Source organism: Actinocrinis sp., assembly GCF_035946395.1.
In the GTDB taxonomy this organism is placed as follows: Bacteria; Actinomycetota; Actinomycetes; order Streptomycetales; family Catenulisporaceae; genus Actinocrinis.
The window spans coordinates 1-13,907 of sequence record NZ_DASYZI010000402.1 but is presented as its reverse complement, the minus strand read 5'-3'; the positions used below and the strand labels follow the sequence as shown (position 1 = coordinate 13,907).

The window sequence follows — 13,907 nt, the reverse complement described above, 5'->3', positions numbered from 1 at the left end:
GACCATGACCGAGCAGGCCAGAGCGGCGGCCCCGGGTCCCCAGCCCCACAGCCACGGTACGCAGCGCGTCGCGACCGCAGGCATCCCGATGACCGGCGCGCAGGCCCTCATCCGCGCGCTTGAGGAATCGGGCGTCGACACCATCTTCGGCTACCCGGGCGGGGCGATCCTGCCCGCCTACGACCCGCTGCTCGACTCGACCCGCGTCCGGCACATCCTGGTCCGGCACGAGCAGGGCGCGGGGCACGCGGCCACCGGCTACGCGCAGGCCACCGGCAGGGTCGGGGTGTGCATGGCGACCTCCGGGCCGGGCGCGACCAACCTGGTCACCCCGATCGCCGACGCGCACATGGACTCGGTGCCCATCGTGGCGATCACCGGCCAGGTCAACGCCGCGTCGATCGGCACCGACGCCTTCCAGGAGGCGGACATCGTCGGCATCACCATGCCGATCACCAAGCACAACTTCCTGGTCACCCGGCCCGAGGACATCGCGCGCACCATCGCGGAGGCCTTCCACATCGCGGCGACCGGCCGTCCCGGCCCGGTGCTGGTGGACATCGCCAAGGACGCGATGCAGAGCCCGACGACCTTCCGCTGGCCGGTCGAGCTCGACCTGCCCGGCTACCGCCCGGTGTCCAAGCCGCACGCCAAGCAGATCCGTGAGGCGGCCCGGATGATCGTCGAGGCCAAGCGGCCGGTGCTCTACGTCGGCGGCGGGGTGCTCAAGGCCCGCGCGACCGCGCAACTGCGCGTCCTCGCCGAGCTCACCGGCGCGCCGGTCGTCACGACCCTGATGGCCCGCGGCGCGTTCCCGGACAGCCACCCGCTGCACCTCGGGATGCCCGGCATGCACGGCACGGTCGCCGCGGTCACCGCGCTTCAGAAGTCTGATCTGATCATCGCACTGGGCGCCCGCTTCGACGACCGGGTCACCGGCAAGCTGTCCTCCTTCGCCCCCGAGGCCAAGGTGGTGCACGCCGACATCGACCCGGCGGAGATCTCCAAGAACCGGGTCGCCGACGTGCCGATCGTGGGCGACTGCGCCGAGGTGATCACCGACCTGGCCACGGCCGTGCGCGCCGAGCACGCCGCCGGGCGGGTCTGCGACTACGCGGCTTGGTGGTCCAGCCTGGAGACCTGGCGGACCAGGTATCCGCTCGGCTACGAGACGGTCAAGGGCAGCCTGGCCCCGCAGTTCGTCATCGAGCGGCTCGGCAGGATCGCCGGGCCCGAGGCGGTCTTCACCACCGGCGTGGGCCAGCACCAGATGTGGGCCGCGCAGTTCATCAACTACGAGAACCCGGGCACGTTCCTCAACTCCGGCGGCGCGGGCACCATGGGCTACGCGCTGCCGGCGGCGATGGGCGCCAAGGCAGGCCGCCCCGAGGCGACCGTCTGGGCCATCGACGGCGACGGCTGCTTCCAGATGACCAACCAGGAGCTGGCCACCTGCGTGATCAACGAGATCCCGATCAAGGTCGCGGTGATCAACAACGGCACGCTCGGCATGGTCAGGCAGTGGCAGACGCTGTTCTACAACCAGCGCTACTCGAACACCACGCTGGCCGCCGGGCCCGGGGTCTCCTCGGTGGGCGGCGCCGAGCCGCGGCGGGTGCCGGACTTCGTCAAGCTGGCCGAGGCGTACGGCTGCGTCGGGCTGCGCTGCGAGTCCCCGGACCAGGTGGACGCGACGATCGAGAAGGCGATGGCGATCGACGACGCCCCGGTCGTGGTGGACTTCGTGGTGCACCAGGACGCGATGGTCTGGCCGATGGTCCCGGCCGGCGTCTCCAACGACGAGATCCTGGCGGCGCGCGGGATGCGCCCGGTCTTCGACGGAGTCGACGATGAATAAGCACCGTGGCGACACCGAAGAGTGAGTGAGGGGAACAGAGCACGATGAGCATCCAGAGCAGCCACACCGCGCACGCGGTCCAGGGCCATCCGGGCCAGACTCACACCCTCTCGGTGCTGGTCGAGAACAAGCCGGGCGTGCTGGCCCGGGTCGCCGCGCTGTTCTCCCGGCGCGGATTCAACATCGAGTCCCTCGCCGTCGGGCCGACCGAGTACGCGGAGATCTCCCGGATCACCCTGGTGGTCAACGTCGAGGAGCACCCGCTTGAGCAGGTCACCAAGCAGCTCAACAAGCTGGTCAACGTGCTCAAGATCGTCGAGCTGGAGTCCGGCGCCTCGGTGCACCGCGAGCTGATACTGGTCAAGGTGCGCGCCGACGCCACCGAGCGCCACCAGGTACTCGCCACGATCGAGCCGTTCGGCGCCCGCGTCGTGGACGTCTCGGTCGACTCCCTGGTCATCGAGTGCACCGGGGAGTCCGCCAAACTGGACGCGATGCTCCGAGTGCTGGAGCCCTTCGGGGTCAAGGAACTGGTTCAGTCGGGCATGGTCGCGATAGGCCGCGGCCCGCGTTCGATCACCGACCGCACGCTGCGTTCTGTCGAGCGCGCCGCCTAATCACGCTCTTCGAACTTTGCCGGGGCCGTGGTGCAGGGTCCGCCGACGCGCGGCGTCGAGCGAGCTTGCCGCCGCACAAGAAACCCCGGCCAGGTTCGAAGAGCCTTTAACGAAGAGCCTTTAACACCGTCAAGCGAGAGAAAGACGCGGAAAGTCATCATGGCTGTTGAGATGTTCTACGAGGACGACGCCGACCTCTCGGTGATCCAGAACCGGCACGTCGCCGTCCTCGGCTACGGCTCGCAGGGCCACGCGCACGCGCTCTCGCTGCGCGACTCCGGGGCGGACGTGCGGGTCGGTCTGCTGGAGACCTCGAAGTCGCGGGCCAAGGCGCAGGAGGAGGGCCTGCGCGTGGTCACCCCGGCCGAGGCCTGCGAAGAGGCCGACGTCATCATGATCCTGGTGCCGGACCCGGTGCAGCGCAGCGTCTACCAGGAGGCCGTGCTGCCGAACCTGGCGGAGGGCGACGCGATCTTCTTCGGCCACGGCCTGAACATCCGCTACGGCCTGATCAAGCCCCCGGCCGAGGTGGACGTGGCGATGGTCGCGCCCAAGGGTCCCGGCCACCTGGTGCGCCGTCAGTTCAACGACGGCTTCGGCGTGCCCTGCCTGGTCGCGGTCGAGCAGGACGCGTCCGGCAAGGCGCTGGAGCTGGCGCTGTCCTACGCCAAGGGCATCGGCGGCACCCGTGCCGGGGTCATCAAGACCACCTTCAAGGACGAGACCGAGACCGACCTGTTCGGTGAGCAGGTCGTGCTCTGCGGCGGCGTCGAGGAGCTGATCAAGGCCGGCTTCGAGACGTTGACCGAGGCGGGCTACGAGCCGGAGATCGCCTACTTCGAGTGCCTGCACGAGCTCAAGCTGATCGTGGACCTGATCTACGAGGGCGGCCTGTCCAAGATGAACTGGTCGGTCTCCGAGACCGCCGAGTGGGGCGGCTACAAGTCCGGCCCGCGCATCATCACCGACGCCACCCGCGCGGAGATGCGCAAGGTGCTCGCCGAGATCCAGTCCGGCCAGTTCACCGACCAGTGGATCGCCGAGTACGACGGCGGCCTCAAGGAGTTCCAGAAGTACTACGACGCGACCACCAACCACCCGGTCGAGCAGGTCGGCAAGCGGCTGCGCAAGCTGATGTCCTGGGTCGACGCGGAAGCCTGATCGCGGCTGCCTGATCGTGGCCGCCTGACCGCAGTCGTTCGAATTCACCCGACGCGCCCGGCCCGGCGAAAGTGGGCCGGGCGCGTGTCGGTTCGTCACTTGCGCGGGAACTGGTCCGTATCGATCTTCAAGTCGAACGGCGCCGGCAGCGTGATCGGGTCACCATAAGGAACGCGCGTCATACTCAGGTAGATGCCCTTGTCAGGCTTGGAAAACAGCGCGACATGCGGGCCATCCGAAGCGTGTGGATCGATGAGCAAGTACAGCGGCACGAGTCCGTGGGCGTAGCCCCATAGCTTCCGCTTGCGATCGTGATCTGCGTTGGCCGGCGAGGTGATCTCAACCACGAGCAGTGTGTGCTCGGCGAGCACTACTTTCCCCTCCGTGGGTTGGACTTCGGGCGGGCAGATTGTCAGATCAGGAATGTAGAGGTCGCCGGTGGAAGCCAGTCGGATTCCCAGTTCCGGATAGATGTCCCACTCGTCGGGGATCGCACCTGCCAGAATGCGGATGAGCCGCGAGGCGGCACGGTTGTGCATGAACGCGGGTGGTGGCGTCACGACGACGGTCCCTTCCAGGATCTCCGCGCGCCATCCGTGTGGGATGTCGAGCTCTTCCCAGAAGGTTTTGAGCTGCGCGTGCGGGTCGAGCAGTTCCGTCTCGTGTACGTGGTCTACGGCTACGGACATGTCACCGCTCCTTTCTCGGTCGTGACCAGCGTCCATGATCCGTGATCTCCGTCCACCGGAACCGTGCGTCTTCACCCTTATGCGTGAGTCTAGGTGAGTTATAAGGCGCCGTGGCAGTCGCACGTCCGGTGGCGCCTCCACCACTTTTCATCGTATTCACCCTATTTTGTCCTTTGGAGGGTCTAGGACGAAGGAGTACGCATGTCCGGGTCTGGGACGAGTGGCGTGCGCCGCTTCCGGCAGCTGGCGGCGTGGCCCGCGGCGGGAACATTGGTGCTCGGGCTGACTGTGACCGGCTGCGGCGGGACCGACGGCGGGAGCGGCTTGGCCGCGGACGCCAACCTGGCGGGCACCGCGGCTGCGGACGGCTTCAACGACGCCACCGTACAGAGCGGCGGCAAGGTCACCTGGGCCATTGGGAAGACCGTCGAGAACTGGAATCTGCTGTCCGCCGACGGCAACACCTTCGACTCCGGCCAAGTGCTCAACGGGATTTATCCCTACACATTCATCGCGAACCCCTCGTACTCCGTCGCGATGAACCCGGACCTGCTGGAAAGCGCCGCGCAGACCGGCACCAGCCCGCAGACCGTCGTCTACAGGATTAAGCAGGATGCCGTCTGGTCCGACGGCGTCCCGATCGATGCCGACGACTTCGTCTACGCATGGCAGGTGCAGAACGGCGCCGACGCCAACATCCCCAATGCCACCAGCATCGGGTACGACCAGATCCAGTCGGTCACCGGCTCGGACGGCGGCAAGACCGTCACCGTGGTGTTCAAGACCCCGTTCGCCGACTGGAAGTCGCTGTTCGGTCCGCTCTACCCGGCGCACGTCGCCAGGCAGCACGGCAGTGACGAGGCGTCGTTCACCTGGTTCGGCGCGAACCCGCCGACGGTCTCCGGCGGACCGTTCACGGTCAGTTCGGTCTCCTCGGACAGGTCCTCGGTCACCCTCAGCCGCAACGCGAAGTACTACGGCCCCGCGGCCAGGCTCGACCAGGTCGTCTTCCGGTCCATCACCGACTCCACGCAGGAGCCCGCCGCCCTGCGGAACCGCGAGGTGGACGGGATCTACCCGCAGCCGCAGGCCGACCTGGTCAACCAGGTCAAGAGCATGGGTGGCGCCGTCACGTACCACATCGACTCGGGCCTCCAGTTCGAGCACTTCGACTTCAACCTGAAGAATCCGGTGCTCGGCGACAAGACCTGGGGCAAGACGCTGCGCACCGCGATGTTCACCGCGGTCGACCGCACTGACATGCTCAGCAAGACCATCTGGCAGTTCCAGCCGACCGCCACGACGCTGGACAACCGGATGTTCGTGCACAACCAGGCCCGCTACCAGGACAACCTGGCCAAGTACGGCCTCGGCAGCGGTGACGCCGCCAAGGCGCGCAAGCTGCTGACCGACGCGGGTTTCAAGAACGCCGCCACCGGCGGCCGGCTCACCGCCCCGGACGGCGCTACGATCCCGGCCTTCTCGCTCAAGTACACCGCCGGTGACGAGATCCGCCAGGACGAGTCCGACCTGTTCGCCGCCGACATGGCCAAGCTCGGCATCACGGTCGACGTCTCGCCGACCGACAACCTCGGCGCCACGCTCTCGCAGAGTGGCACCAACTACACGTACGACATCGTCGTCTTCGCCTGGGTCGCCACGCCGTTCCCGGCCTCCGCGAACCAGCCGCTGTACGTCACCGGCGGCGGCAGCAACTACGGCGGCTACTCGAATCCGGAGGTGGACCGCTGGCTCAACGCCGCGGCCACCGCGACCGACCCGGCCGCCATCACCACCGATCTGAACAAGGCGGACGACCAGATCAGCCAGGACGCCTACACCCTGCCGCTCTACCAGAAGCCGACGCTCATCGCCTTCGACCCCAAGCTCGGCAACGTACGCGACAACAGCACCCAGATCGGTCCGACCTACGACATCCAGCAGTGGGGTCTGAAGGCCTCCGGCTCGTGACCGCGCGGTGCCGGAGCCCCGCCGCCTGAGACCTCTTACACTTGGTCGGCGGCATGTCATCACGCGGAGAGCCTCAGCGTGCTGTGATGGCATGGAGTGCGCGGCGAGCTGGCGGAACGTGTCCGCACCGCTACCCACAGGCGTCGTGCGGGTATCGGAACGACCCGCTTTCGGGGCCTCGATTCTCGCCGCCGAATCTGTACCATGGCCCCAGAGCGGTTGCAGGACATCCAGAGTTAACACAACGGTGCTACAGCCGTTTCAATCTGCCAGGACCACAGCGTGGTGGCCCCGGGCGCATTTCCGTTATTCCCCCTGACGGACGACCGGAGGACACCGAACGTGCCCAAGCCCGTGGTGCTCATCGCCGAAGAGCTCAGCCCCGCCACCGTCGAGGCCCTCGGCCCCGACTTCGAAGTCCGGTACTGCGACGGGGCCGACCGCGCCCAGCTGCTGCCGGCCATCGCCGACGTCGACGCGATCCTGGTGCGCTCGGCCACCCAGGTCGACGCCGAGGCGATCGCGGCCGCCAAGCGGCTGCGCGTCATCGCCCGTGCCGGGGTCGGCCTGGACAACGTGGACATCACCGCGGCCACCAAGGCCGGCGCGATGGTGGTCAACGCCCCGACCTCGAACATCATCTCCGCCGCCGAGCTGACCATCGCGCACATCCTGGCCAGCGCCCGCAACCTGGCCAGCGCCAACGCCGCGCTCAAGGGCGGCAAGTGGGCCCGCTCGAAGTACACCGGCATCGAGCTGGACGGCAAGAGCGTCGGCATCGTCGGCCTCGGCCGCATCGGCGCCCTGGTCGCCGCGCGGCTGCTGCCGTTCGGCGTGAAGCTGCTGGCCTACGACCCGTACGTGCAGGCCGGAAAGGCCGCGCAGATCGGCGCGCAGCTGGTCACCCTCGACGAACTGCTGGCCGCCTCGGACTTCATCACCGTGCACATGCCCAAGACCCCCGAGACGCTCGGTCTGATCGGCGAGGAGGCGCTGCGCAAGGTCAAGCCGACCGTGCGGATCATCAACGTCGCCCGCGGCGGTCTGGTGGACGAGACCGCGCTGGCCGCCGCGATCAAGGAGGGCCGGGTCGCCGGCGCCGGCATCGACGTGTACGCGAAGGAGCCGTGCACCGACTCGCCGCTGTTCGAGCTGGACTCGGTCGTGGTCACCCCGCACCTGGGCGCCTCGACTGACGAGGCGCAGGAGAAGGCGGGCATCGCGGTGGCCCGCTCGGTGCGCCAGGCGCTGGCCGGCGAACTGGTGCCGGACGCGGTCAACGTGCAGGGCGGCACCATCGCCGAGGACGTGCGCCCCGGCCTGCCGCTGGCCGAGAACCTCGGCCGGCTGTTCACCGGCCTGGCCGGCGGTGGCGCCCAGCAGCTCGACGTGATCGTGGCCGGCGAGATCACCCAGCACGATGTCAAGGTGCTGGAGCTCTCCGCGCTCAAGGGCGTGTTCGCCGACGTCGTCGAGGGCTCGGTCTCCTACGTCAACGCCCCGCTGCTGGCCCAGGAGCGCGGCCTCGAAGTGCGGCTGACCACCACCTCCGAGTCCCCGGACTACCGCAACGTGGTGACCGTGCGCGGCACCCTCGCCTCCGGCGAGGTGGTCTCGGTCTCCGGCACGCTGTCCGGCCCGCGGTCCGCCGAGAAGATCGTCGACATCAACGGCTTCACCGTGGATCTGGCGCTCTCCGAGCACTCGGCCTTCTTCCAGTACGTCGACCGCCCCGGCGTGGTCGGCCTCGTCGGCGGCCTGCTCGGCGAGTCCAACATCAACATCGCCGGGATGCAGGTCTCCCGCTCGGCCAAGGGCGGCGAGACGCTGATCGCTCTGACCGTGGACTCCGCGATCCCGGCCGAGGTGCTCACCGAGATCTCCGACGCCGTCGGCGCCTCCTGGGGCCGCGCGGTCTCGCTGCCGTAATCCGGCGCCGCTGTACTCCGGCACCGCCGTGACCTGAGCGTTCAACGTCATCACGGACGCAACCGACCCCCGCTCCGGCTCGGAGCGGGGGTCTACGTGTTCTGCGACGTCTCAGATAATAGGACGTCCGAGCAATGGGAGAGACAACGGCCGCGCCGGCAGGTACCTTGAATTGCTAGGACTTCCGAGTATCGGCGCATCACCCCGCGCGCCGGCCGGGTCCGGTCAGGACCGCGTTTTCGGCCACAAGCCAAACGTGTCCGTACCCGCAGCTATGACGACCAGCCGCCAGTAGCACTCACCTCTGGCCAGGGACGGAACACGATGTACGAGCACGAGAACGGCGATCGGACGCGACCTGCCTCGGCCGCGCGCACCCTCGGTGCGCCCGCGGACGAGGGCGACGCACGGGCACACGCCCGGCGCGCTTTGCAGGACGCCTACGACTGGCGCGACGACGAGCCCGGTGCGAGCGCGGGCACGCCCGCCGCGAGCGCGGCGGACACCGCGACTACCGGCGACTCGGCCCGGTCGGCTGCGGCGCGGGCCGAGGCGCGCCGCAGCCGCCGCGAAGTAGTGCGTTCCATATCGCGGACGGTCGGTGTTTAAGCGGCGAGACGAGCGTTAGGCTCGCCCGCATGGTCTCCAGCACGGCGTCGTCTGATGAAACCCCGTCAACCAGCACTGTGCAGTCAGTTGGTACCGCGCAGTCAACCGGCACAGGCCGGCAGTTGATCGACCTCGCCGTCATCGGCGGCGACGGCATCGGCCCCGAGGTCACCGCCGAGGCGCTCAAGGTGTTGCGCGCGGCGCTGCCTGATCGGGTCGGACTCGGGACCACCGAGTACGACCTCGGCGCCCAGCACTGGCACGCCACCGGGGAGACGCTGGCCGACGAGACCCTGGAGCGGCTGCGCGGCCACGACGCGATCCTGCTCGGCGCGGTCGGCGACCCGACCGTTCCCAGCGGCGTGCTGGAGCGCGGGCTGTTGCTGCGGCTGCGCTTCGCGTTCGACCACTACGTGAACCTGCGGCCTTCCAAGCTGTTCCCGGGCGTGACCGGCCCGCTGCGCAGTGAGGCGCCGATCGACTTCGTGGTGGTGCGGGAGGGCACCGAGGGCCCGTACACGGGCAACGGCGGTTCGCTGCGCACCGGTACCCCGCAGGAGGTGGCGACCGAGGTTTCGCTCAACACCGCGTTCGGCATCGAGCGCGTGGTGCGCGACGCCTTCGCCCGCGCCGCCGCCCGGCCGCGCCGCAAGCTCACGCTCGTGCACAAGAACAACGTCCTGGTATACGCCGGGCGGCTGTGGAAGCGGATCTTCGACGCGGTCGCGGCCGAGTACCCCGAGGTAACCACCGACTACCTGCACGTGGACGCGGCCACCATCTTCCTGACCACCGCGCCCGAGCGCTTCGACGTGATCGTCACCGACAACCTCTTCGGCGACATCATCACGGACCTGGCCGCAGCCGTGACCGGCGGCATCGGCCTGGCCGCCTCCGGGAACGTCAACCCGGACGGCGCCTTCCCCTCGATGTTCGAGCCCGTACACGGTTCGGCTCCGGACATCGCCGGTACCGGGAAGGCCGACCCCACCGCGGCGATCCTTTCGGGCGCGCTGCTCCTGCACCACCTCGCCGAGCACGGCCACGGCCCCGGGCTTTCGGCCGCGGCGCGCGCCATCGAGGCAGCCGCCGAGGCGGATCTCGCCGAGCGGGCCAAGCTCGGCCCACGCACCACCGCCGAGGTGGGCGACGCCATCGCCGCGCAGGTGACGGCGGTCCGCACCGGCGTACCCGGCGAGACGTCCGGCGACGCGGCCGGGGTAGACAGATGAGTCGGTAGTCGTATTGGGTTACCGTCTCACTAGGCGAGAAAAGTCAGTGTGACGGTCCCGCACCGTGTCCCTTCGCGGGGGCCGTCACGGTCACCGACCGGCACCGGCCACCACATAAGAGGACACCAGCGATGACGACGACCATCGAGCTCAAACCGACCAGTGAGCCGCTCGCGGCCGCCCAGCGCGCCGCGATTCTCGCCGATCCCGGTTTCGGCAAGCACTTCACCGACCACATGGTCACGATCAAGTACACCGCGGGCCGCGGCTGGCACGACGCGCAGCTGCGCCCCTACGGCCCGATCGAGCTCGACCCGGCGACCGCCGCACTGCACTACGGCCAGGAGATCTTCGAGGGCCTCAAGGCCTACCGCCAGCAGGACGGCTCGATCGCCTCGTTCCGCCCGCAGTCCAACGCCGCGCGGATGATCCGCTCGGCCCGCCGGATGGGCATGCCCGAGATGCCCGGGGAACTGTTCCTCGGCGCGATCGACGCCCTCGTCCGCCAGGACGCGGCGTGGGTGCCGGACGATCCGGAGAAGTCGCTCTACCTGCGTCCGTTCATGTTCGCCACGGAGAGCGGCCTCGGCGTGAACCGGCCGGCCGGGGAGTACCTGTTCCTGCTGATCGCCTCGCCGGCCGGCGCCTACTTCAGCGGCGGGATCAAGCCGGTGCGGGTCTGGCTCTGCGAGGACTACGTGCGCGCCGCGCCCGGCGGCACCGGCGAGGCCAAGTGCGCGGGCAACTACGCCGCGTCGTTCATGGCCCAGGCGCAGGCCGTGGAAGAGGGCTGCGACCAGGTTTGCTGGCTCGACGCGGTCGAGCACCGCTACGTCGAGGAGATGGGCTCGAACAACCTGTTCTTCGTGTACGGCGAAGGCGACGACGCACGGCTGCTCACCCCCGGCCTGTCCGGCTCGCTGCTGCCCGGCATCACCCGCGACTCGCTGCTGACGGCCGCGGCCGATCTCGGCATCCCGGCCGAGGAGGGCCGGATCTCGGTCGCGCAGTGGCGCGCCGACGCCGCCTCCGGGGCGCTGACCGAGGTGTTCGGCTGCGGCACGGCCGCCGTGGTCACCCCGGTCGGCCGTGTGAAGTCGAAGACCGAGGAGTTCACCGTCGCCGACGGCACTCCCGGCGCGGTCACCATGCGCCTGCGGGAGCACCTTCTCGGCATCCAGCGCGGCGTCGTCCCGGACAAGCACGGCTGGCTCTACAAGATCGAGGACTGACCTGCCCCGCATTCCCTCCCGTGCCACGAACCCGGTGAAGCCCCTGATGACACAGGGGCTTCACCGCATCCCACATAGCGGACCACGTTGTTCACGCCGCTGAAACCGTGGCAGACTCGCGGCCATGTGGACCCGGCAGATTATTAGCCGAGGCGCATCAGCACAGGGCTGAACGGTGATTCCTCGGCCCGCCGCCGATGCGCAGACCTCTCGCGACCGCGAGGGGTCTTTTGTTTTTCGGTCCACCACCCGAGAGCGAGGAAGCGACCATGACCAGCGTGAAGAGCGTGAAGAGCGACGACTTCCACGTCTACGACACCACGCTGCGCGACGGCATGCAGCAGGAGGGGCTGAGCCCCTCGGTCGCCGACAAACTCGCCATCGCTCGGCACCTCGACGGGCTCGCGGTCGGATTCATCGAGGGCGGTTGGCCCGGGGCGAACCCCAAGGACACCGAATTCTTCAGACGCGCTCAAACAGAGCTAGAGCTGAAGCACGCGCAGCTCGCCGCGTTCGGCATGACCCGCCGTTCCGGTGTGAAGGCCGCCGACGACCCCCTGGTGGCCGCACTGCGCGAATCCGGCGCGCCGATCGTGACCCTCGTCGCGAAGGCGCACCCCCGCCACGTCGAGCTCGCGCTCAAGACCGACCTGCGCGAGAACCTGGCGATGTGGCGGGACACCGTCACCCACCTCGTCGCCGAGGGCCGACGGGTCTTCGTCGACGCGGAGCACTTCTTCGACGGCTACCTGCTCGACCGCGACTACGCGTTCGAATGCGTGCGTACCGCCGTCGAGGCCGGCGCGGACCTCGTCGCGCTCTGCGACACCAACGGCGGCATGCTGCCGAACCAGATCGGCGACGCTGTGGCCGACGTCGTCGCCAGCACCTCGGCCCGCATCGGCATCCACTGCCACGACGACTCCGGTTGCGCGGTCGCCAACTCCCTTGCCGCGATCGACGCCGGGGCCACGCACGTGCAGGGCGCGGCCAACGGCTACGGCGAGCGCACCGGCAACGCGAACCTGTTCACCATCGTCGCCAACCTCCAGCTCAAGAAGAACCGCCGGGTGGTGCCCGACGCCTCCCTCGCCGAGATGACCCGGATCGCGCACGCGATCTCCGAGGTGACCAACGTCGCGCCGTACAGCAAGCAGCCGTACGTCGGCTTCTCCGCGTTCGCGCACAAGGCCGGCATCCACGCCTCCGCGCTCAAGGCCGACGCCGACCTCTACCAGCACATCGACCCGGCAGTTGTAGGCAACGACATGCGGGTGCTGGTCTCCGACATGGCTGGCCGCTCCAACATCGAGCTCAAGAGCCGCGAACTGGGCTACGACCTGTCCGGCGACCGCGCCGCGCTCACCCGGATCACCGACCGGGTCAAGGAACTCGAAGCCTCGGGGCACTCCTTCGAGGCCGCAGACGCCTCGTTCGAACTGCTCCTGCGCACCGAACTCGACGGCGAGCCCGCCTCGTTCTTCACCGTCGAGTCCTGGCGGGTGATCGTCGAGGAGACCGCGGACGGCCGCCACGTGAGCGAGGCCACCGTCAAGGTGCACGCCAAGGGCGAGCGGATCATCGCCACCGGCGAAGGCAACGGCCCGGTCAACGCGCTCGACACCGCGCTGCGCCAAGCCCTCGGCCAGCTCTACCCCGGGCTCGGCCGCCTCGAACTGACCGACTACAAGGTGCGCATCCTCGAAGGCGATCACGGCACGTCGTCACGCACCCGCGTGCTGATCGAGACGAGCGACGGCGAAGCGAACTGGTCGACCGTCGGCGTGGAGGAGAACATCGTCGCCGCCTCGTGGACCGCGATCGTGGACGCCGTCACCTACGGCCTCCTGCGCGACCACCGCTGACAACCGCCGATCACCAGAGCTGGCACCGAGTCGGCACTGAGCCAGCCCTGAGCCGGCACCGACGATGCGTTCCATCGCCATCGTCACCTCCAGGTAGGCTCAGAGCCGTGCGCATCGCGAGATTCTCCCTGCCGGATACCGCAGCCGACGCCGGGTCCGTGCGCTTCGGCCTGGTCGAGGGCGAGCCGGACCGGCCCGACGCCATGGTGATCGCCGAGCTGGCCGGCCACCCCTTCACCCCGGACCCGCAGCCGACCGGCCGCGCTTGGCCGCTGGACGAGGTGCGTCTGCTCGCCCCGGTCCTGCCCAGCAAGATCGCCGCGATCGGCCGCAACTACGCCGACCACGCAAAGGAACTCGGCCACGAGGTCCCCGAGGTCGCCATCACCTTCCTCAAGCCCTCGACCAGCGTCATCGGCCCGAACGAGACGATCGCCTATCCCGAGATCTCCAAGGAAGTGCACTTCGAGGCGGAACTCGCCATCGTGATCGGCCGCCTCTGCCGCCAGGTGCCGCGCGATCGCGCCAAAGACGTCATCCTCGGCTACACCTGCGCCAACGACGTGACCGCGCGCGACCTGCAACGCGCCGAGGTGCAGTGGGGGAGAGCAAAGGGTTTCGACACCTTCTGCCCGCTCGGCCCGTGGATCGACACCGACGTCGATCCCGCCGACCTGGCCGTCACCTGCACCGTCAACGACGACTTGAAGCAAGCCGGCCGCACCTCACAGATGATCCGCGATG

The 13,907-nt window shown here is 68.9% G+C and carries 11 protein-coding genes; 10 read left to right on the top strand and 1 reads right to left on the bottom strand.

Annotated features, from left to right (window positions below):
• The first annotated feature begins 4 nt into the window (after window positions 1–4).
• From VGS97_RS25315 to ilvC, 3 genes are all read left to right on the top strand, one after another.
• Window positions 5–1,858: an acetolactate synthase large subunit gene (locus VGS97_RS25315; RefSeq protein ID WP_326856157.1), complete on the top strand. Its 1,854-nt coding sequence runs from the start codon at window positions 5–7 to the stop codon at window positions 1,856–1,858.
• A gap of 44 nt (window positions 1,859–1,902) precedes the next feature.
• Window positions 1,903–2,475, top strand: a complete 573-nt coding sequence (gene ilvN, locus VGS97_RS25310) for an acetolactate synthase small subunit (protein WP_326856156.1) — start codon at window positions 1,903–1,905, stop codon at window positions 2,473–2,475.
• 159 nt (window positions 2,476–2,634) lie between these two features.
• A complete protein-coding gene (ilvC, locus tag VGS97_RS25305) occupies window positions 2,635–3,636 on the top strand; it encodes a ketol-acid reductoisomerase (RefSeq protein WP_326856155.1) in 1,002 nt (333 codons plus the stop codon).
• A 95-nt stretch (window positions 3,637–3,731) separates the two neighbouring features.
• Here ilvC and VGS97_RS25300 read toward each other — a convergent pair whose 3' ends face one another.
• Window positions 3,732–4,325: a Uma2 family endonuclease gene (locus VGS97_RS25300; RefSeq protein WP_326856154.1), complete on the bottom strand. Its 594-nt coding sequence runs from the start codon at window positions 4,323–4,325 to the stop codon at window positions 3,732–3,734.
• A 201-nt stretch (window positions 4,326–4,526) separates the two neighbouring features.
• On the opposite strand from VGS97_RS25300, the gene VGS97_RS25295 reads away from it, so the two are divergent.
• The 7 genes from VGS97_RS25295 to VGS97_RS25265 form a co-directional block, all read left to right on the top strand.
• Entirely contained in the window at window positions 4,527–6,296 is a 1,770-nt protein-coding gene (locus VGS97_RS25295; protein WP_326856153.1) for an ABC transporter family substrate-binding protein, read from the top strand.
• A gap of 342 nt (window positions 6,297–6,638) precedes the next feature.
• Window positions 6,639–8,225, top strand: coding sequence for a phosphoglycerate dehydrogenase (gene serA / locus VGS97_RS25290; RefSeq protein ID WP_326856152.1), 1,587 nt, complete (start codon window positions 6,639–6,641; stop codon window positions 8,223–8,225).
• A 324-nt stretch (window positions 8,226–8,549) separates the two neighbouring features.
• On the top strand, window positions 8,550–8,834 hold the full coding sequence (locus VGS97_RS25285) for a hypothetical protein (protein ID WP_326856151.1): 285 nt from the start codon (window positions 8,550–8,552) through the stop codon (window positions 8,832–8,834).
• 122 nt (window positions 8,835–8,956) lie between these two features.
• Window positions 8,957–10,066, top strand: a complete 1,110-nt coding sequence (locus VGS97_RS25280; protein WP_326856150.1) for a 3-isopropylmalate dehydrogenase — start codon at window positions 8,957–8,959, stop codon at window positions 10,064–10,066.
• A 131-nt stretch (window positions 10,067–10,197) separates the two neighbouring features.
• Window positions 10,198–11,298 carry a branched-chain amino acid aminotransferase gene (locus VGS97_RS25275; RefSeq protein ID WP_326856149.1) on the top strand — a complete coding sequence of 367 codons (1,101 nt, stop codon included), beginning with the start codon at window positions 10,198–10,200 and terminating at the stop codon, window positions 11,296–11,298.
• 197 nt (window positions 11,299–11,495) lie between these two features.
• Window positions 11,496–13,163 carry a citramalate synthase gene (gene cimA / locus VGS97_RS25270; protein WP_414641830.1) on the top strand — a complete coding sequence of 556 codons (1,668 nt, stop codon included), beginning with the start codon at window positions 11,496–11,498 and terminating at the stop codon, window positions 13,161–13,163.
• 107 nt (window positions 13,164–13,270) lie between these two features.
• The coding region (locus tag VGS97_RS25265) for a fumarylacetoacetate hydrolase family protein (RefSeq protein WP_326856147.1) at window positions 13,271–13,907 on the top strand (637 nt) is incomplete at its 3' end.

What these genes read in the sequence shown, in the direction of transcription:
- VGS97_RS25315 (WP_326856157.1), top strand. Translation starts at nt 5, where the DNA reads ATGACCGAGCAGGCCAGAGCGGCGGCCCCGGGTCCCCAGCCCCACAGC.
- ilvN (WP_326856156.1), top strand. Translation starts at nt 1,903, where the DNA reads ATGAGCATCCAGAGCAGCCACACCGCGCACGCGGTCCAGGGCCATCCG.
- ilvC (WP_326856155.1), top strand. Translation starts at nt 2,635, where the DNA reads ATGGCTGTTGAGATGTTCTACGAGGACGACGCCGACCTCTCGGTGATC.
- VGS97_RS25300 (WP_326856154.1), bottom strand. Translation starts at nt 4,325, where the DNA reads ATGTCCGTAGCCGTAGACCACGTACACGAGACGGAACTGCTCGACCCG.
- VGS97_RS25295 (WP_326856153.1), top strand. Translation starts at nt 4,527, where the DNA reads ATGTCCGGGTCTGGGACGAGTGGCGTGCGCCGCTTCCGGCAGCTGGCG.
- VGS97_RS25285 (WP_326856151.1), top strand. Translation starts at nt 8,550, where the DNA reads ATGTACGAGCACGAGAACGGCGATCGGACGCGACCTGCCTCGGCCGCG.
- VGS97_RS25275 (WP_326856149.1), top strand. Translation starts at nt 10,198, where the DNA reads ATGACGACGACCATCGAGCTCAAACCGACCAGTGAGCCGCTCGCGGCC.
- cimA (WP_414641830.1), top strand. Translation starts at nt 11,496, where the DNA reads ATGCGCAGACCTCTCGCGACCGCGAGGGGTCTTTTGTTTTTCGGTCCA.